Below are 18,324 nucleotides of genomic sequence, written 5' to 3'. Positions count from 1 at the left end.
CACTGAGGTATTGGGTCCACTTAGGCACCGAGATTTCGTGCCGCCCGAATTTTCTATGCGCGCGGCAGAGCCATGCATCAAAGCCCGTGCCTGGATTGCCCAAAACCTCAGCCGGCAAGCGATGGCAGATACAGAACGATCGCCGGAAACGCGACCAGCAGCGCAATCGTCACCGCATCAGCGACGAAGAACGGGGCCACGCCCTTGAACACATCCTGAACACTCAGGTCCGGGCGCACGCCAGCGACCACGAAGCAGTTCAGGCCGATTGGCGGCGTGATCAGACAGAACTCGGCCATCTTGACCACCAGAATACCAAACCAGATCGCGCACATGGGGCCCGACATGCCGAATGTGCTGTCGGCCGCGCTTACCGCCTCGCCCCCGTTCAGGGCCATGACGGCAGGATAGACCACCGGCAGAGTCAGCAGCAGCATCCCGATTGCATCCATGAACATGCCAAGCACGGCATAGGCCAACAGGATACAGATCAGGATCAGCATGGGTGACATATGGAGGGAGGTGATCCAATCCGAGAACGCCCCAGGCAGGTCGGCGAAACCCAGAAAGCGCACGTAGATCAAGACACCCCAGATGATCGAGAAGATCATCGCCGTCAGTTTGGCGGTTTCCAACAGCGCCGACTTCAGCTCGGTCCAACGCATGCCGTGAAACAGCGCAAAGCAGAACACGATGAATGCACCAATTGCGCCGCCCTCGGTCGGCGTTCCCCACGCCTTGTCACCGAATGGGTTGTAGACAAAACAGATGATGATCAGGATTACCGCGAAGATCGGTAGCGCACCGGGCAACGCGGCAAAGCGCTGTTTCCAGGTAAAGCCCCGCACCGGCGGACCCACGTTTTTGAAGAAAACCGCGATACCGATGATCAGCAGTCCGTAGATCACCGCTGAAAACGCACCGGGGATGAACCCGGCGAGCAGCAGTTTGCCCACGTCCTGCTCGACGATTATCGCGTAGATCACGAGGATCGCGGAAGGTGGGATCAGCGACGCCAAAGTACCGCCTGCGGCCACGACGCCTGCGGCAAACCTTTTGTTGTAGCCGACATCCAGCATCTCGGGGATGGCAATGCGGGCAAAGACGGCCGACGTAGCCACCGACGCGCCTGACACGGCTGCAAAGCCGGCGGTCGCGAAAACCGTGGACACCGCCAAACCACCCGGCACCCAGGCGACCCAGCGCTTGGCCGCTTCGAACAACGCCCGGGTCAATCCCGCGTAATAGGCCAGGTATCCGATCAGGATGAAAGTTGGGATCAGGCTGAGCGTGTGCGAGGCTACTTTGGAATGCGGCACCTGCCCCGCCGTCTTGACGGCAACGGTCAAAGCCTTGCCAAACCGATCCGGATCGTATCCAAACTTGGCCCAGAATATCCAGACCAGCCCTACCAGCCCTGCGAGGCCCGCAGCAAACGCAACGCGCATGCCCGCGACGACAAGAACCAGCAGGCCGCCCGTGACCCACAGGCCGATTTCAATCGTGTCCATTTGTCAGTCCTGCCTCTCAAACTGCTCGGCTTCGGCCGCGGCCTGCGCGGCGGCGTCCTGAATCAGCGGCACTGCAACCGGAGATTCCAGCCCCAACAGGAACGCCCGACCATACCCCCAGATCTGGAGACACAACCGCAGACACAAGACGGAGAAGGCAACTGGCGCCAACAGCTTGGCGGGCCAGATCGGAATACCGATGTCGATCGAGCTGTCACGGCTCCACATCGGTGCGCCGAAATCAAACGATCGATCGAAATGGGACCAGCTACCCCAGACCAAAGCCAACATCAGGATCAGGATCAGCACGACCGAAATCAGCTCGAACAACCACATTGCGCGCCCGTGCAGCCGTGCGATCACGATGTCCATGCGGATGTGCCCGCCGTCTCGCTGCACATAGGAAATGCCAAGAAACGCGATCAGAGGCATGGCCTGCTCGATCCAGTCGACATAGCCCGGCAATGGGGCGTTGATCGCGTTGCGTCCGCTGACGGACACAACAGCCAACACCATCAAACCGAAAACGGCGATGCCACTGAGAAGGGCCAGAAATCGTTCAAATCGCAGCAATTGCCGGTCGAGACGGCTCAGGAGGCTGCCGTCCTCCAATACCGTGGCGTGTCCTGCCATCCGGTTGTCCCCTGTTCCAGATGATTCCGGGGGCGTTTCAGCCCCCGGCTGTTTTTTATCAGTTGCCGCCGCGCTGCTGCTTCAGCGTTGCCTGCACCAGGTCATAAAGATCCTGCGCCGGCAGGCCTTGGGCGGACATGTCGGCAATCCACTGGTCGCGGATCGGGTCGGCCGCCTTGGCGCGGAACTCGTCCAGAACGGAGTCATCGATCATCACTTTCTGAACGCCCTTTTCTTCGAGCACGCCATCCCACTTTTTCAGCAGCTCACCGTAATTGGTCAGGTAGTGGTCAATCGCCTCGTCGATCGAGCTGTCCAGCGCCTCACGGTGCTCGGGCGGCAGTGCTTCATAGGCGTCGATGTTCACGACCACCGGGCAGTTCACCGTGCCGGGGTTCAGGTTCGCGGTCCACCAGTCGGCCTCATTGATGGTGCCGAAAGACAGGTGTGCGTGCTGAGCAAATGCGACGGTGTCCACAACACCGGACTGCATCGCATTATAGGCTTCGGTCGCCGGAACCGATGTCGGAACGGCACCAACGGCCTCAAACGCCTGACCAAGGCCCCCGGTCGCACGAACGCGCATACCTTCAAACTCTGCCAGTTCGTCACGCGGCTCGCCTGTCCCGACCAGATTGTACTGCGGCATCGGCGAGGTCATGAGGATCCGAGCGTTCCACTGAGCCATCTCTTCCTTGACCGCAGGGTGATCGTAGACCGCGTGGCTGACGGCCACTTCCTCATCCAGTGTGTTCACACCCAGGAACGGCAGTTCCAGGACGGTGATCGCGCGGTTCTTGTCGCGATGGTAACCAGCACAGAACTGGGCCATCTCGAAGGCGCCGATTTCGATGCCGTCCAGGTTTTCCTTGGGCTTGGAAAGGCCGCCATAGCTGACGTTGATGGTGAACGCGCCATCGGTTTTCTCGCTGACCAGTTCGGCCAGTTTCTCAACATGTTCGGTGAAGGCGCGGCGCTTGCCCCAGACCGAGGCATTCCACTCGGTCGCAGCCGCCTCGGTGACAAAAGCAACGCCAAGGGCGGCGATGGCCGCTCCGCTCAACATCTTGTTCATAATGATCTCTCCCATTGGTGCGCCCCCTCCCGGGGCGCTTGCGAGTCAAGCTAGCGCCAACATCGACACGTGCCAAGCCCCGCCGCCCGAATGGTGCACCCGTGAAAGCGTTGATTTCTGCATGGCTCAGAAAGCCCCGCCGACACGGTCGACCCACAGGAGAAAAGGTGTCGCTCTGGACCGTTAACAACCATTAGATCTTTAAATAATTGTTTTTTATCATGTTATCGCAAACTCAAGCCTAACGAATTTACAAAACGCCCCCAGAAACGGAAAATTGTTTACAAACAAATCCAAGGATTACGGCAATTTATTTCTTTCTTTTCTCGAAGGCGTATTATCCCGACCGGGGAGGAAACGGATCGACAATGCCATTCAATTGGGCAAACTCGGTCCACCCGAAGTCCAGTCAGAGGGAGGAGCCTCAGAATGACCACCGCTGCCCAGGCAGAAGCCAAGGTATTTCCGCCATCCGCAGAAACCGTCGCTCGCGCTCATGTCGATGCCGAAAAATACACCCAGATGTACGAGGCATCTGTCAACGACCCCGTGAAATTCTGGGGTGAGCATGGCAAGCGGATCGACTGGATCAAGCCCTACACCCAGGTCAAGGACGTCAACTACGATTTCGGCTCGGTCAAGATCAACTGGTATGCCGACGGCACGCTGAACGTCTCGGCCAACTGTCTGGACCGTCACCTGAAGACCCGCGGCGATCAGACCGCGATCATCTGGGAACCGGATGATCCGAACGACGAAGCCCAGCACATCACCTATGCCGAGCTGCACCGCCGCACCTGCCGCATGGCGAACATTCTGGAATCGATGGGCGTGCGCAAAGGCGACCGGGTCGTCATCTATCTGCCGATGATCCCCGAGGCCGCGTATGCCATGCTCGCCTGTGCCCGCATCGGCGCGATCCACTCGATCGTGTTTGCCGGCTTCTCGCCCGACGCGCTGGCCGCTCGGGTCAACGGTTGCGACGCCAAGGTCATAATCACCGCCGACGAGGCCCCGCGCGGCGGCCGCAAGACTCCGCTGAAATCGAACGCCGACGCCGCCCTGCTGCACTGCAAGGACACGGTAAAGTGTCTGGTGGTCAAGCGTACTGGTGGCCAGACCACCTGGATCGACGGGCGCGACTACGACTACAACGAAATGGCGCTGGAGGCCGACGATTATTGTGCGCCGGCCGAGATGAACGCCGAAGACCCGCTGTTCATCCTTTACACCTCGGGCTCGACCGGACAGCCGAAAGGCGTGGTGCACACCACCGGCGGCTACCTGGTTTATGCCGCGATGACCCACGAAATCACCTTCGACTATCATGACGGCGACATCTACTGGTGTACGGCGGACGTGGGCTGGGTCACCGGCCACAGCTATATCGTCTATGGCCCGCTGGCCAATGGCGCGACCACACTGATGTTCGAAGGCGTGCCGACCTATCCCGACGCCTCGCGGTTCTGGCAGGTTTGCGAGAAGCACAAGGTCAACCAGTTCTACACCGCCCCCACCGCGATCCGCGCGCTCATGGGTCAGGGCAACGAGTTCGTAGAAAAATGCGACCTGAGTTCCCTGAAAACGCTCGGCACGGTGGGCGAACCCATCAACCCCGAGGCCTGGAACTGGTACAATGAGGTGGTCGGCAAGGGGAAATGCCCGATCGTCGACACCTGGTGGCAGACCGAGACCGGCGGCCACATGATGACCCCCCTGCCCGGCGCGCATGCGACCAAGCCCGGTTCGGCGATGAAACCCTTCTTTGGCGTTCAACCCGTCGTGCTGGATCCGCAGTCGGGCGTCGAGATCACCGGCAACGGGGTCGAAGGCGTGCTGTGCATCAAGGACAGCTGGCCGGGCCAGATGCGCACCGTATGGGGCGACCATGAGCGGTTCGAGAAGACCTATTTCTCAGACTACAAGGGGTATTACTTCACCGGTGACGGCTGCCGCCGCGACGAAGATGGCGATTACTGGATCACCGGCCGCGTCGATGACGTCATCAACGTGTCTGGCCACCGCATGGGTACCGCCGAAGTCGAAAGCGCACTGGTGGCTCACGCCGCCGTCGCCGAAGCGGCCGTCGTTGGTTATCCCCATGAAATCAAGGGCCAAGGCATCTATTGCTACGTCACCCTGATGAATGACCGAGAGCCCTCGGATGAATTGCTGAAAGAGCTGCGCACATGGGTCCGGACAGAAATCGGACCGATCGCCAGCCCTGACGTGATCCAATGGGCTCCGGGCCTGCCCAAGACCCGTTCGGGCAAGATCATGCGCCGCATTCTGCGCAAGATCGCCGAGAACGACTTCGGCTCGCTGGGCGATACCTCGACCCTGGCCGACCCGTCCGTCGTCGAAGATCTGATCGCCAACCGGGCCAACAAGTGAGGGCGTGATGCAGGCTGAAACAATCACAAAGCCCGCTGTCCTGATCCTTCTCGGCCCTCCGGGCGCCGGGAAGGGCACACAGGCGCGAATGCTGGAACAGAAATTCGGCCTTGTGCAACTCAGCACGGGCGACCTGCTGCGCGCCGCGGTTGCTGCCGGAACCGAGGCCGGAAAGGCCGCGAAAGCAGTGATGGAAGCCGGCGACCTGGTCAGCGACGACATCGTCATCGCAATCCTGCGCGATCGCATTGCCGAGCCCGATTGCGCGTGCGGTGTCATCTTGGACGGGTTTCCCCGTACCACGGTTCAGGCCGAAGCGTTGGACAAGCTGCTGGCCGAAAACGGGCAGAAGGTGAATGCGGCCATCAGCCTCGAGGTCGAGGACGCCGAGATGGTCACCCGGATCGCCGGACGCTACACCTGCGCAATGTGCGGTGAAGGCTACCACAATCAGTACAAGCAGCCGAAGGTGGACGGTGTTTGTGACAAGTGCGGCAGCACCGAATTCAGCCGCCGCGCCGATGACAATGCCGAAACCGTGGCGTCCCGGCTGGAGGCCTATCACGAACAAACCGCGCCTTTGATCGACTACTACAAGGATCGCGGCGTACTCAGAAAACTGGATGCCATGGGGCAGATCGATCAGATCGCCCGTGGCCTGGAAAGCATCGTGGGCGACGCGATGCGGTAAGGGGAAGAGGACTCCCCAAATCGGGCACTGACCCCGACACGAGTTTCTTCAACGGAACCGCTCTGGCGGACCGGAGAAGCTTTGCCTGGCGCCATCGCGGCGCTCGGCGCAATCGAATGGCGGCCCTACGCCGGAGGACAAATGCACCGGGCCGCCCTGGAGGAACCAAGGAGGAAACCGCAATGGCGGATAATTCAACAAACTCCGCGCAGACTGCCGAGTCCGACAAGGGCTATTGGCAGGCAAACCTGCGTCTCATCTACATCAGCCTCATCATCTGGGCGCTGGTGTCTTTCGGGTTCGGCATTCTGCTGCGCCCGTTGCTGTCGGGCATCGCCGTCGGCGGCACCGACCTGGGCTTCTGGTTCGCGCAACAGGGATCAATCCTGGTCTTTCTGGCGCTGATCTTCTTCTACGCCTGGCGCATGAACAAACTGGATGCCGAATACGGCGTCGAAGAAGAATAAGGGAGCCAGGGGACAATGGATCAGTTTACCATCAACCTGCTGTTTGTGGGCGCGTCCTTTGCGCTCTACATCGGCATCGCGATCTGGGCCCGCGCGGGATCCACATCGGAATTCTATGCCGCCGGGCGCGGCATTCACCCGGTCACCAACGGCATGGCCACGGCAGCAGACTGGATGTCGGCGGCCTCGTTCATCTCGATGGCGGGCCTTATTGCCTTTACCGGCTATGACAACAGCTCGTTCCTGATGGGCTGGACCGGCGGCTACGTGCTGCTGGCGCTTCTGCTTGCGCCCTATCTGCGCAAGTTCGGCAAGTTCACCGTGTCCGAATTCATCGGCGATCGCTTCTACAGCCAAACCGCGCGCGTCGTGGCGGTGATCTGTCTGATCGTGGCCTCGGTCACTTATGTGATCGGCCAGATGACCGGCGTGGGCGTGGCCTTCGGCCGCTTTCTGGAAGTGTCGAACACCACCGGTCTGCTGATCGGCGCGGGCGTCGTGTTCGCCTATGCGGTGTTCGGCGGTATGAAGGGTGTGACCTATACCCAGGTCGCTCAGTACTGCGTGCTGATCACCGCCTACACCATTCCGGCGATCTTCATCTCGCTGCAGCTGACCGGCAACCCGATCCCGGCCCTGGGCCTGTTCGGCGACACCGCCGGCGGTGAGCCGCTGCTGACCAAGCTGGATGCCATCGTGGCCGAGCTGGGCTTTGCGGAATACACCGCTCATCATTCGAACACGCTGAACATGGTTCTGTTCACCCTGTCGCTGATGATCGGCACCGCCGGCCTGCCACACGTCATCATGCGCTTCTTCACCGTTCCCAAAGTGTCGGACGCCCGCTGGTCGGCCGGTTGGGCGCTGGTGTTCATCGCGCTGTTGTACCTGACGGCCCCCGCGGTTGGCGCCATGGCTCGTCTGAACATCACCGACATGATGTGGCCGAACGGCGGCATCGAAGGCGGCGCTGTATCGCTGGAGCAGATCGACAACGATGCCCGTTATGACTGGATGGCCACCTGGCAGAAAACCGGCCTGCTGGACTGGGAAGACAAGAACGGCGACGGCAAGATCCAGTACTACAACGACAAGAACGCCGACATGCAGGCGCTTGCCGAAGAAAAGGGCTGGGTCGGCAACGAGTTGACCAAGTTCAACCGCGATATCCTGGTTCTGGCCAACCCCGAAATCGCCAACCTGCCGGGTTGGGTGATCGGTCTGGTCGCGGCCGGCGGTCTTGCGGCTGCGCTGTCGACGGCTGCGGGCCTGCTGCTGGCGATCTCGTCGGCAGTGTCGCACGACCTGATCAAGGGCTCGATCAACCCGAGCATCTCGGAAAAGGGCGAGCTTCTGGCGGCACGGATCGCAATGGCCGTGGCCATCGTGGTTGCCACCTATCTGGGCCTCAACCCTCCGGGCTTTGCGGCGCAAACCGTGGCATTGGCCTTCGGTCTGGCGGCAGCCTCGATCTTCCCGGCGCTGATGATGGGGATCTTCTCGACCCGCATCAACAACACCGGCGCGGTCGCGGGCATGCTGGCTGGTCTGACCGTCACCCTGGTCTACATCTTCCTGCACAAGGGCTGGCTGTTCATTCCGGGCACCAACTCGTTCACCGATGCAGACCCGCTGCTGGGTCCGATCAAATCGACCTCGTTCGGTGCGATCGGCGCCATGGTCAACTTCGGCGTCGCCTATGTGGTGGCCGGCATGACCAAGGAAACCCCGCAGGAGATCAAGGATCTGGTCGAAAGCGTGCGCATTCCCCGTGGTGCGGGCGCGGCTCAGGACCACTGAGCCGGATGCGGTCCGCGATGATCCATCACGGGCCGTTTCCCTCGACCAACTTTTCCCGCCCGGCTAAACCCCGGGCGGGGCTTTTCATTCAAGCGGACGGGCGACCCCATGGCGCTTTCACCTGATCAGATCACCCGGTTTCTGAAATCCGTACACCCCTATGACGCGCTGCCGGTCGAGGAACTGGCCGACATCGCCGCCCGGATCGAAGCGCGCGAAATCGCAATGGGCACCGTCCTCTATCGCCGTGGCGCGCAGTTGCCCGGCCTGTTCATCATCTACGAAGGCCAGGTCGAGATCACCGACGAAAACGGCGCGGTCGTATCCCATCTGGGCCTGCGCAACTCGTTTGGCGAGCGTGGTCTGATGCGCGACGGGCGCGCGGTGACCACGGCAACAGCTGACGCGCCCTCGGTTCTGCTGATTATCCCCACCGACCTGTTTTCCGACCTGCTCAAGCGTCACGTCGTCGTCGCCAAATTCTTCAACCGGGCCCGCCCTGCACGGCCCGAACAGCAATCGCTGGCCACCACCCGAGTCGAGACTCTGATGGCGCGCAAGCCGGCCACATGCACCCCCGACACGACCGTTCAGGAAGCCGCGCGCCTGATGCGCGACCGGGGCATTTCGTCGGTCTGCATCACCGAGCGCGGCGCGTTGCGCGGCATTGCCACGGTTCGGGACCTGTCGGGCAAGGTCGTGGCGGGCGCCCTGCCCCCGACGACCCCGGTGTCACAGATCATGACCCCGGACCCGCTGACCCTGTCGCCCGGCGACATCGGCTCGGACGTGCTGCACGCGATGCTGGAACGCGGTATCGGCCATATCCCCATCACCGAGGGCGGGCGTCTGGTCGGAATGGTCACCCAGACCGACCTGACCCGGTTCCAGGCCGTCAGCTCGGCCGAGCTGGTCGGCCGCATCGCGCAGGCCGGGTCGGCGACCGAGATGGCCGCGGTCACGGCCGAGATCCCGAATCTGCTGGTGCAACTGGTAGCGGCGGGCAACCGGCACGAGATCGTCACCCGCCTGATCACCGACATCGCCGACGCCGCGACGCGCCGGCTGCTGGCGCTGGCCGAGCAGAAACTCGGCCCGGCGCCCGTGCCCTATCTGTGGCTGGCCTGCGGCTCGCAAGGCCGGCAAGAGCAGACAGGCGTATCCGATCAGGACAATTGCCTGATGCTGGATGACGGCGTCACCGATGCTGACCTGCCCTATTTCGAGGCGCTGGCCAAATTCGTGTCCGACGGGCTGGATACCTGCGGGTATTTCTATTGCCCCGGCAACATGATGGCGACCAATCCGCGCTGGCGGCAGCCGGTCCGGGTCTGGCGCGACTATTTCAACGGCTGGATCGCCAAACCCAACCCCGAGGCGCAGATGCTGGCCTCGGTCATGTTCGACCTGCGCCCCATCGGTGGCCGGTTCGAGCTGTTTTCCGACCTGCAGGCCGAAACCCTGCGCGCGGCGCGGGCGAACTCGATCTTCGTGGCGCACATGATCTCGAATTCGCTGAAGCACACGCCGCCGCTGGGCCTGCTGCGCGGGATCGCCACGATCCGCTCGGGCGAGCATCGCAACACGCTGGACCTCAAGCACAACGGCGTGGTCCCGGTGGTCGATCTGGGCCGCGTCTACAGCCTGCAGGGTGAATTGATCGAGGTGAACACCCGCGCGCGCCTCAAGGCCGCCGAGGCCGCAGGGGTGCTCAGCCCGTCGGGCGCGCGGGACCTGCTGGATGCCTATGACCTGATCGCGGAAACCCGGTTGAACCATCAGGTCAAACAGATCAGGAATGGCGACAAGCCCGACAACTATCTTGCGCCGTCGGAATTGTCGGACTTTGAGCGAAGTCATCTTCGGGACGCGTTTGTCGTGGTAAAAACGATGCAATCCGCGGTCGGGCACGGCAAGGGGATGCTGGGGTAATGCTCCGGCTAGGAAGAACGGAGGAGGAAGATGTTTCTTGAGCTGATCGGCACGATCTTTGCGGGCTTTGCCATCGCGGGCCTCGTGATGGGTTTGAACCGGCTGACCGGTGGTCGCCTGCCGAAATGGTCGGCTCCGGTTGCGGCCGGTTTGGGCATGATCGCGGTCACGATCATCAGCGAGTATTCCTGGTACGACCGCACCCGTGATGCCCTGCCCGAGGGCCTGACCGTCGTGCAAGAGGTTGAAAGCCGCGCGCTCTATCGCCCCTGGACCTATGCGGTGCCCTATGTCGACCGGTTCGCGGCCGTCGATACGGCCTCGTTGCGGACCAATGCGCAGGTGCCGGATCAGCGCCTGATCGACCTGTACTTCTTTGGCCGCTGGGCGCCGGTATCCAAGATGCCGATCGCTGTGAACTGCGCCGAGCACAGCCGTGCAAGTCTGGCGGATGGGGCCGAATTCTCGGATGACGGGCGTCTGGTCGGTGCCGATTGGGTGCCGGTTGGCGCGGATGATCCGGTGGTCTCAGCCACTTGTGAGGCCTGACCATGCTGACCCGCCTGAGCCTGCGCCTGAGAATTTTTCTGTTCTTTTGCTTGCTTGCCGCGGGAGGCATCGCCATCACCCTGATCGCGCTTTGGCTTGGCCTGCGCCGGGCCGACCCCGCGGACATGACCAGCGCCTTCGTGTTCAGCGGCCTGCTTATCTCGTTTGGCTTGCTTGGGCTGGTCGCTGGTGTCTGGCTGCTGTTCGACGACAACGTAGCAAAGCCGATCGAACGCCTGTCGGCGCAGCTGCGTGCGCGTGCACATGCGGGGGTGGATACCGATCTTGACCTGCAGGCGGCACGCTATCTGGGTGATCTGGCCCCCGCCGCCGCCAGCCTTGCCGAACGACTGGCCACCACCGCCCTGTCCACCGCCGAAGCCGTTGCCGCCGAAACCGCGCATCTGGCGTCAGAGAAAGAACGTCTGACCGCGCTTCTGTCCGAGATCCCGGTCGCGATGCTGCTGGCGGGGCCAAACCACCAGATCGTTCTGTACGACGCGCAGGCCGCCGAGGTTCTGGCGCAGATAGCCCATCCCCGCTTGAACGCCTCGCTGTTCGACTATCTCGAACGCAAACCTCTGCTGGACGCTTATGAGAAGCTGGGGAAAACCGGCATGGATGTCTATTGCACCCTCGCCAGCGTGGACGGGCGCCAAACCTACACGGCACGCATGAAACCGCTGGGCGATGCGCCGGGCTATATGCTGATCTTCGAAGACAGCGTCGCCCGCATCCCGCCCGAGGCCGCGCGCCCTCTGGTCTATGATTTCGATCTCCTGGACACCCCAGGCGACGAGGCGTTCGAAAACCGCCCCCTGTCACAACTTTGCTTTGTGGTCTTCGACACCGAAACCACCGGTTTGCTGCCGCACAAGGACGAGATTGTGCAGATCGGCGCCGTCCGTGTCGTCAAGGGGCGCATCGTCGAGGGCGAGCGGCTGGACACGCTGGTCAATCCGGGCATTCCGATCCCACCCGCTTCGACCAAGGTTCACAAGGTCAGTGACCGTATGGTGCAGGACGCACCCGACATCGCGCAAGCCGGGCGCATGTTCCACCACTTCGCCCGTGATGCCGTGATCGTGGCCCATAACGCACCTTTCGACATGGCGTTTCTACGCCGTCATGCCAAGCGCATGGAAGTGACGTGGGATCACCCCATCCTGGACACGGTTCTGCTGTCGGCGGTCCTTTTCGGAGCCAGCGAAACCCATACGCTCGACGCTTTGTGCGAAAGACTGGGCGTGGAAATTCCCGAGACGCTCCGTCATACGGCCTTGGGGGATGCGGTTGCGACGGCTGAAGCATTGGTGCGCATGCTGCCGATGCTGGCTGCGCGCGGTATGCAGACCTTCGGCGACGTGATTGCAGAAACCCGCAAACACGGTCGGCTGTTGGAAGACCTGAACTGACTCAGCCTATTGATCGCGATACAGCTTTTCGTGGACAATTCTGCTGCGGCATGGCACCCCGTGCCCGGCCACCACACGAGCGCGCGATGACCGAAAGAACATTCAAACCCGGACCCGATCAAAGCATGGCCTTCCGCGAGGCCCTGGGGTGCTTTGGCACTGGTGTGACGGTCGTCACGACCAGCACCCCGGACGGTCCCTCGGCCATCACCGTCAACTCGTTTGCATCAGTGTCGCTGGATCCACCATTGGTCCTGTGGTGTCTGGCAAAAGAGTCGAACCGTTACGGGGCCTTTCAAGCAGCGCAACATTACTCGATCCATGTCGTGGCCGAGGATCAGCAGGATCTGGCCCTTCGTTTTGCCCGCAATGGCCTCGATTTCTCGCATGCAGACTGGTCCCCGGATCACAAAGGTCGGCCGCAGCTGAGCCAGTGTCTGGCCCGATTTGACTGCACATTGTCTGCCCGCCACGAGGCCGGGGATCATCTGATTCTCGTGGGAGAGGTCGAACAGGTCATGTACCGCACCGGCAAAGGCTTGATCTTCAAGCGCGGACAGTTCGGCGGTTTTGCCGACCTTTTGTAATTACTCGTCCAATGACCCGTGCACGGCAAAGGCCTCCAACTCGGCCTCTTGCGGCGTGATCACGCGAAACGCCTCGTGAACGCCGGACTCGGTCAGGCTGCGGGCAACGGTCAGCAGGGTGTTGGGGGCATGATCGTCACACATCTCGGACATATGGGCCAGCTCGGCCCGGGCTACGTCCAGCGCCGCCTCGACCGTAGGCGCGCCGTAAAGGCGCACGAAATGCTCGGCCAGGTTGGTGGCCAGCCGCTCCATCTCGGCCGGTTCGATCTGCGTCACCGCCACGAAGGTCACGCGCCCGAAGGTTTCAAGCCCCAGCCACCCGTTGGCAAAGGCTTGGCGCGCCTTGCCGGCCAGATCGGCCTCGCCCCAATTCGAAAACTCGAACCCGCCCGAGATGCACCACTCGCCCGTTCGGGCAGGCGAGTGAAAGACGTTCAGGTCGCTTTCGTCGAAATGAATGGCGCGGGCCAGATTCAATGGGCGTCCTCCAACAGATGGGTCAAGGGAACAATCTGCGTATCCGCCCCGTTCCGCAACAGCATGCCGAACCGCTCATCGGCCCCGAGAAACACGCCGCGATCACCATAGGGCTCTCCGACGCCCTGCAGCAAGCCCATCCATTCCCCGTGCAATGGTGCGTTGCCGTCCTCGGACCAACGGTTCAGCCAGGTCAGCATGTGGCGCGACCAGCTTTCGACCAGCTGCACCGGGGACACATCCGCGCAGCCTTCGTCATACAGGGCCGTCAAATCGGGCGACTTGCCGGGCTCGTCCCCGGTTTGCAGCAAGGCCAGTTCCCAGCCGACGACCAGCCAGTCGGGCACGGCTTCCGGATCCGAGGTCGACGCGGTCACACGAAATCGGCCACACCGGGCCCCGTTGACGAAAATCGGACCATCCCAGCCGAGATGGACCGCCACCTCGGGCGGAGCCAGCGCGCCCAGCGCGTTCTGGAACCCGATGGCGCACAGCGGCAGCATGGCCATTGCGTCCTGCAAGGGCACCTCGGGTGCAAAGACGATGGCCGCGCGCAGGCGATCCGCCTGAATGTTGTAGACGACGCTGCCCGCGTCGCAGCCCAGCGCCGCCATGGCCTGTGCGTGGTCGAACGGGTCTTCCCCACCCTGTACCGGGTGCCCGGACAGCAACGGGGGAAAGACCGGCTGTGTCATGCCTTGCCCGCGGCGATCAGGTCGCGGGCGATCTTGCGGAAGGCCTCGGCCTGCGGGCTGTCAGGTTTGCTGACCACTATCGGTGCCCCGCCATCAGCGGCCACGCGGATATCCAGATGCAGCGGGATTTCCCCCAGCAACGGCACACCCAGTTCGGCGGCTTCGGCGGCGACGCCTCCATGACCGAACACATGTTCCTCGTGCCCGCAGTTCGAGCAAATATGCGTGGACATGTTCTCGATCATGCCGACGATCGGCGTTTTCAGCTGGCGGAACATGTCGATGCCCTTGCGCGCGTCGATCAGGGCCACGTCCTGCGGGGTCGACACGACGATGGCGCCATCCACCTTGAACTTCTGGCTCAGCGTCAACTGCACGTCACCGGTGCCGGGCGGCAGGTCGACGATCAGCACGTCCAGCGCGCCCCACTGCACTTGGCTCATCATCTGCTGCAACGCGCCCATCAGCATCGGACCGCGCCAGACCACCGCCTGACCTTCGTTGGTCATCAACCCCATCGACATCATGGTGACCCCGTGGTTGCGCAGCGGCAGGATGGTTTTGCCATCGGGGCTGGCCGGCCGTCCGGACACACCCAGCATGCGCGGCTGCGAAGGGCCATAGACATCGGCATCCAGCAGACCGACCCGCCGCCCTTCGGCTGCGAGCGCACAGGCCAGGTTGGCCGAAACGGTCGACTTTCCGACCCCGCCCTTGCCCGAGGCCACGGCGATGATCCGGTCAACCCCCGGCACCGCCTGCGGCCCGGTCTGCGAGGGTTTGGGCTTGGGTTTCAAATCCGGCGGCGCCTTGTCGGAATGCGCGGTCAGCATGGCCGAGACCTTGGAAACCCCGTCGACCATCTGCGCCGCCTTTTCGGCGGTGGCGCGCACCGGTTCCATCTTGTCGGCATTCTTAGGGTCGATTTCGAGAACGAAGCGCACGGTATCGCCCTCGACATTCAGCGCGCGGACCACGCCCGCGCTGACGATGTCCTGCCCCGAAACCGGGTCGGTGATCTTCTTCAGGTTCGCCAGAACAGCGTCGCGGATGCTCATGCGTCGCCGTCCTTGATCTGGCCGGTCACGACATGTTCGACGTCTAGGCCGTCAATCGTCAGGACCATCTTGGCCTCAAAGCTTTTGCCTGCCGGATCGCCCGCCTTGCGCAGCGCGTCTTCGATGGCCTGCTGGCTGGTCACGCCAACCTGTTTGAGGAATTTGCGCATCGACATGTTGTAATCGCCGCTCATCGCCGTTGTCTCCGTGTTGTTCGTTCATTTGACGCATTCGCCCTGTCACCGTTAGGCTGGGCCATGCGCTTTGTTCTTTTGTGCCTGAGCCTGACGCTCTTCGCCAGCCCCTCTTGGTCGCAGGAGGAGATTGGTCTGGCCGCGCCGGAAGATGTCGCACGCTCGGGTCTTTTGAAACATATTCTTCCGCGCTTCTCGCTCAAGACCGGAATCCGCGTTGTCGCGGATGATGCGGGCGCGATGGTTCTTGCGGTCGGACCGCCGGGGCAGCCGGTGTTTCAGCGCGGCGGCGACATCTATCACCTGCGCATTCAGGACGAGACGCGGCAGGCCCGTTTTCAGGATTGGCTGATGTCCGACGTGGGCAAGCGCACCGTCGAAAGCTTTGCACCGACCGAGGGCGGCCCGTTCTCGGCCAGTTTCGAAACGGTCGCTGCGCCTGTGTCCGACGCAATCGAAGGCGACGCCTTGCTGGGCGAAAAGCTGTCGCTGACCCATTGCGGGCGCTGTCACGTGATTGGTCCGCAGAACCGAATGAACGGGTTGGGCTCTACTCCGTCCTTCGCCGTACTGCGCGCGATGCCGGACTGGTCGAACCGGTTCCAGGCGTTCTTCGCCTTGAACCCACATCCGTCCTTTACCCAGATCGAAGGGATCACTGCGCCTTTCGACCCCGAACGCCCCCCGCCCATTCACCCGCTGATGCTGACGCAAGACGAGCTTGAGGCGATCCTGGCGTATGTCTCGGTCATCCGCGCGGCCGATCTGGGGGCGCCGCTCAAGCTTCAGTGATCTTTGCGCTTGCTGAAGTAGTCATCGGTGGTAACGACCTTGGGCTTGGGCTTTGAGGTAAACGGATTATCCTCGCTGTGGAACTGCGCCTGCACACGGCAATCGTCACACATCTGGATCATCTTCGCCTGCTCGGACGTGGCAAACATCGGGTGGCTGCCGGCCAGCTTCTCCATGATCCGCTCGACCGTCGATTTCACCCCGAACAGAGCACCGCATTCGATGCAGGCAAAGGGCTCTTCTTCGTTCAGGACGCGCGGCGACAGCGCGCGGTCGCTCAGGTCCAGTTCGGGCACTAGGGTGATCGCGCTTTCGGGACAGATGGTCTTGCACAGCCCACATTGCAGGCAGGCATCCTGCTGAAAGTTCAGCTGTGGCATGTCGGGGTTGTCGATCAATGCGCCTGACGGGCACAGCGACACGCAACTCAGGCAAAGGGTGCAGGCTTCGGTGTCCACCGCAACCGCGCCATAGGGCGCGTGTTCCGGCAGGGGCAGCGGCTGAGACGCATCGGGGCGCAGCGCCTGCGCCGCCAACCGCGTGATCTGGCGCCGGTTGCCCAGCGGCAGCACCGGTTGGGCCAGAGGCTGCGGCACGTCCTGCGCATAGAGCAGATCGGCCAGCGCATCGGGATCGGATTCGTCGATCACTCCGACGACGTCCGCTCCGGCGATGGCCAGCGCCAGCGGCAGTTCGCGGTCCAACGCATCCCGCTCGGTCGTCGGGGCCAGCAGGATGTCGACCCGGGCAAAGCCATGAGCCAAGGCAGCCAGCATCTCGGCATGTCCAAAGCCGGACACCACACCCAGCTCCAGCGGAATCACATCGGCGGGCAACCCGCGCCCGAACCGCGCGGCCAGCCGGATCATCTCGGCCCCGTGGGCATCATGTACCAACAGGCGCGGGGCGCTCCCTCCGGCCCGACGGTAGGTCGCCGCCAAGGTCTGCATCCGCGCCAGCAGGGCCGCCACCGGCGGATCCTCGTAGCTGATCGCGGTCGAGGGGCACAGGGCCGCGCATTCACCGCAGCCCGCGCAGACCATCGGGTCTATGGCCACGTGGTCTCCGGCCGGGGTTATGGCCCCGGTGGGGCAGATATCCAGACAGTTGGAACAGCCCACCTGGTCGGCCCGCGAATGGGCGCACAGGGTCTCTTCGAGCCGGACATACAGCGGCTTTTCGAAGGTCCCGACCAGCTGCGCCGCGTCAAAGGCCAACCGGGCAACCGCCACCGCATCGCGCGGATCGGCGCGCAGGTAACCTTCGCGCTTGTCGGGGGCCGTCACGAAGGGCGTACCCCCCGCCAGGTCGATCAGCACATCGCAGGCCGACGCCGCACCGTCGCGCGGCGGGGTCCAGGCAAACGCACCGCGCCCTGCCGGATCAATCTGCTGCAACGCATCCAACCGCAGGGTGAACCCGCCCAGCGCCCCCGAGACCGCCCGGACCCGCGCGCGCACCACATCATAGGCCCGGCTGTCAGGCTGCGCATCATCGGTGGCGACCACCGTCACCGCCATCGTGTCCGACAGTCGTTGGGCAAGGTCAAACGCAACCTCACCCGGCCCGATGATGCATGCGGTGCCTTCGCTGATGACATCCACGCTGGGCGTGATCGGCTGCTGCAACAGCGCCTCGGCGGCCAGCGCCGCCATCTTGGGCATCGCCGCGCGCCCCTGCTCGGACCAGCCGGCCCGGTCGCGCAGATCGACAAAGCCGGGGTGATCCACGCCCAGTTCATCGGCCAGCTCGTGAAACACTTGAGCCTCTTGCCCGCAGGCGATGACGATCTGGTCGTCCGACTGCATCAGCTTGGCCGCAGCGGTCAGTTCGGAGGTGCACAGCGCCGTGTGGACCCTGCTGCATTCAGCGCTGCAAGCAGCCGATATCCCCTGCCCGTCCAGCACCTGACTTCCGGCGCAATCACACAAGACCAATTTGGTGACCATATTCCCCCCGCATCTCTCCCTTGCCGCTAACCTTAGACCCAAACGCCGCCCATGCAACGTGTGGCGGCCGGTTCTGGTCAGAAACTCTGTGTCGCCCGCCAA

General features: G+C 62.8%; 17 protein-coding genes. 9 read left to right on the top strand and 8 right to left on the bottom strand.

The features are described 5' to 3' along the window. Positions 1 to 107: 107 nt before the first annotated feature. Genes K3752_RS06905 through K3752_RS06895 form a run of 3 tightly spaced genes read right to left on the bottom strand, consistent with a single transcriptional unit; the run spans position 108 to position 3,219 of the window. Positions 108 to 1,511 carry a TRAP transporter large permease gene (locus tag K3752_RS06905; RefSeq protein ID WP_170339016.1) on the bottom strand — a complete coding sequence of 468 codons (1,404 nt, stop codon included), beginning with the start codon at positions 1,509 to 1,511 and terminating at the stop codon, positions 108 to 110. Between the two features lie 3 nt (positions 1,512 to 1,514). Continuing rightward, entirely contained in the window at positions 1,515 to 2,144 is a 630-nt protein-coding gene (locus tag K3752_RS06900; RefSeq protein WP_170403616.1) for a TRAP transporter small permease subunit, read from the bottom strand. A gap of 58 nt (positions 2,145 to 2,202) precedes the next feature. Next, positions 2,203 to 3,219 (bottom strand): C4-dicarboxylate TRAP transporter substrate-binding protein, encoded by a 1,017-nt coding sequence (locus K3752_RS06895; protein ID WP_170340073.1) that lies wholly within the window; start codon positions 3,217 to 3,219, stop codon positions 2,203 to 2,205. A gap of 429 nt (positions 3,220 to 3,648) precedes the next feature. Here K3752_RS06895 and acs point away from each other — a divergent pair, with 429 nt between their 5' ends. From acs to K3752_RS06855, 8 genes are all read left to right on the top strand, one after another. Next, entirely contained in the window at positions 3,649 to 5,613 is a 1,965-nt protein-coding gene (gene acs, locus K3752_RS06890; protein WP_170371215.1) for an acetate--CoA ligase, read from the top strand. A gap of 7 nt (positions 5,614 to 5,620) precedes the next feature. Beyond that, positions 5,621 to 6,304: an adenylate kinase gene (locus K3752_RS06885; RefSeq protein ID WP_260065776.1), complete on the top strand. Its 684-nt coding sequence runs from the start codon at positions 5,621 to 5,623 to the stop codon at positions 6,302 to 6,304. Positions 6,305 to 6,486: 182 nt separating this feature from the next. Next, complete coding sequence (locus K3752_RS06880; protein WP_093962930.1) at positions 6,487 to 6,771, top strand: DUF4212 domain-containing protein; 285 nt, start codon at positions 6,487 to 6,489, stop codon at positions 6,769 to 6,771. Between the two features lie 15 nt (positions 6,772 to 6,786). After that, positions 6,787 to 8,571 (top strand): sodium:solute symporter family protein, encoded by a 1,785-nt coding sequence (locus K3752_RS06875; protein ID WP_170357571.1) that lies wholly within the window; start codon positions 6,787 to 6,789, stop codon positions 8,569 to 8,571. Between the two features lie 108 nt (positions 8,572 to 8,679). Beyond that, on the top strand, positions 8,680 to 10,503 hold the full coding sequence (locus K3752_RS06870; RefSeq protein ID WP_260065772.1) for a DUF294 nucleotidyltransferase-like domain-containing protein: 1,824 nt from the start codon (positions 8,680 to 8,682) through the stop codon (positions 10,501 to 10,503). A 30-nt stretch (positions 10,504 to 10,533) separates the two neighbouring features. Then, complete coding sequence (locus K3752_RS06865) at positions 10,534 to 11,052, top strand: hypothetical protein (protein WP_170357569.1); 519 nt, start codon at positions 10,534 to 10,536, stop codon at positions 11,050 to 11,052. Between the two features lie 2 nt (positions 11,053 to 11,054). Beyond that, positions 11,055 to 12,467, top strand: a complete 1,413-nt coding sequence (locus K3752_RS06860) for a PolC-type DNA polymerase III (RefSeq protein WP_170357568.1) — start codon at positions 11,055 to 11,057, stop codon at positions 12,465 to 12,467. Positions 12,468 to 12,553: 86 nt separating this feature from the next. Further along, positions 12,554 to 13,054 carry a flavin reductase family protein gene (locus K3752_RS06855; RefSeq protein ID WP_170371219.1) on the top strand — a complete coding sequence of 167 codons (501 nt, stop codon included), beginning with the start codon at positions 12,554 to 12,556 and terminating at the stop codon, positions 13,052 to 13,054. On the opposite strand, the gene K3752_RS06850 is transcribed toward K3752_RS06855, so the two are convergent. Genes K3752_RS06850 through K3752_RS06835 form a run of 4 tightly spaced genes read right to left on the bottom strand, consistent with a single transcriptional unit; the run spans position 13,055 to position 15,481 of the window. After that, positions 13,055 to 13,534: a DUF6505 family protein gene (locus K3752_RS06850; RefSeq protein WP_170366951.1), complete on the bottom strand. Its 480-nt coding sequence runs from the start codon at positions 13,532 to 13,534 to the stop codon at positions 13,055 to 13,057. Then, a complete protein-coding gene (locus K3752_RS06845) occupies positions 13,531 to 14,229 on the bottom strand; it encodes a biotin/lipoate--protein ligase family protein (protein ID WP_260065769.1) in 699 nt (232 codons plus the stop codon). Before K3752_RS06845 ends, K3752_RS06850 begins: the two co-directional genes overlap by 4 nt. After that, on the bottom strand, positions 14,226 to 15,287 hold the full coding sequence (locus K3752_RS06840; protein WP_170363658.1) for an Mrp/NBP35 family ATP-binding protein: 1,062 nt from the start codon (positions 15,285 to 15,287) through the stop codon (positions 14,226 to 14,228). The genes K3752_RS06845 and K3752_RS06840 overlap by 4 nt, the downstream gene beginning before the upstream one ends. Then, complete coding sequence (locus tag K3752_RS06835; RefSeq protein WP_005983748.1) at positions 15,284 to 15,481, bottom strand: DUF6494 family protein; 198 nt, start codon at positions 15,479 to 15,481, stop codon at positions 15,284 to 15,286. The genes K3752_RS06840 and K3752_RS06835 overlap by 4 nt, the downstream gene beginning before the upstream one ends. Before the next feature lie 63 nt (positions 15,482 to 15,544). On the opposite strand from K3752_RS06835, the gene K3752_RS06830 reads away from it, so the two are divergent. After that, the gene (locus K3752_RS06830; RefSeq protein WP_260065767.1) at positions 15,545 to 16,273 is read left to right on the top strand and encodes a cytochrome c; all 729 of its coding nucleotides are present in this window, start codon (positions 15,545 to 15,547) and stop codon (positions 16,271 to 16,273) included. Here the strand turns inward: K3752_RS06830 and K3752_RS06825 are convergent. Next, positions 16,267 to 18,222, bottom strand: coding sequence for a 4Fe-4S binding protein (locus K3752_RS06825; protein ID WP_260065766.1), 1,956 nt, complete (start codon positions 18,220 to 18,222; stop codon positions 16,267 to 16,269). The genes K3752_RS06830 and K3752_RS06825 overlap by 7 nt on opposite strands. Between the last annotated feature and the right edge of the window lie 102 nt (positions 18,223 to 18,324).

Source organism: Ruegeria sp. B32, from assembly GCF_025141855.1.
In the GTDB taxonomy this organism is placed as follows: domain Bacteria; phylum Pseudomonadota; class Alphaproteobacteria; order Rhodobacterales; family Rhodobacteraceae; genus Ruegeria; species Ruegeria arenilitoris.
The sequence above is the reverse complement of the archived record's forward strand: the minus strand, read 5'-3'. Positions and strand labels throughout refer to the sequence as shown.

Bases quoted from the DNA above. Each gene is read 5' to 3' on its own strand.
- K3752_RS06905 (WP_170339016.1), bottom strand. From the start codon at position 1,511: ATGGACACGATTGAAATCGGCCTGTGGGTCACGGGCGGCCTGCTGGTT.
- K3752_RS06900 (WP_170403616.1), bottom strand. From the start codon at position 2,144: ATGGCAGGACACGCCACGGTATTGGAGGACGGCAGCCTCCTGAGCCGT.
- K3752_RS06895 (WP_170340073.1), bottom strand. From the start codon at position 3,219: ATGAACAAGATGTTGAGCGGAGCGGCCATCGCCGCCCTTGGCGTTGCT.
- acs (WP_170371215.1), top strand. From the start codon at position 3,649: ATGACCACCGCTGCCCAGGCAGAAGCCAAGGTATTTCCGCCATCCGCA.
- K3752_RS06885 (WP_260065776.1), top strand. From the start codon at position 5,621: ATGCAGGCTGAAACAATCACAAAGCCCGCTGTCCTGATCCTTCTCGGC.
- K3752_RS06880 (WP_093962930.1), top strand. From the start codon at position 6,487: ATGGCGGATAATTCAACAAACTCCGCGCAGACTGCCGAGTCCGACAAG.
- K3752_RS06875 (WP_170357571.1), top strand. From the start codon at position 6,787: ATGGATCAGTTTACCATCAACCTGCTGTTTGTGGGCGCGTCCTTTGCG.
- K3752_RS06870 (WP_260065772.1), top strand. From the start codon at position 8,680: ATGGCGCTTTCACCTGATCAGATCACCCGGTTTCTGAAATCCGTACAC.
- K3752_RS06865 (WP_170357569.1), top strand. From the start codon at position 10,534: ATGTTTCTTGAGCTGATCGGCACGATCTTTGCGGGCTTTGCCATCGCG.
- K3752_RS06860 (WP_170357568.1), top strand. From the start codon at position 11,055: ATGCTGACCCGCCTGAGCCTGCGCCTGAGAATTTTTCTGTTCTTTTGC.
- K3752_RS06855 (WP_170371219.1), top strand. From the start codon at position 12,554: ATGACCGAAAGAACATTCAAACCCGGACCCGATCAAAGCATGGCCTTC.
- K3752_RS06845 (WP_260065769.1), bottom strand. From the start codon at position 14,229: ATGACACAGCCGGTCTTTCCCCCGTTGCTGTCCGGGCACCCGGTACAG.
- K3752_RS06840 (WP_170363658.1), bottom strand. From the start codon at position 15,287: ATGAGCATCCGCGACGCTGTTCTGGCGAACCTGAAGAAGATCACCGAC.
- K3752_RS06835 (WP_005983748.1), bottom strand. From the start codon at position 15,481: ATGAGCGGCGATTACAACATGTCGATGCGCAAATTCCTCAAACAGGTT.
- K3752_RS06830 (WP_260065767.1), top strand. From the start codon at position 15,545: ATGCGCTTTGTTCTTTTGTGCCTGAGCCTGACGCTCTTCGCCAGCCCC.
- K3752_RS06825 (WP_260065766.1), bottom strand. From the start codon at position 18,222: ATGGTCACCAAATTGGTCTTGTGTGATTGCGCCGGAAGTCAGGTGCTG.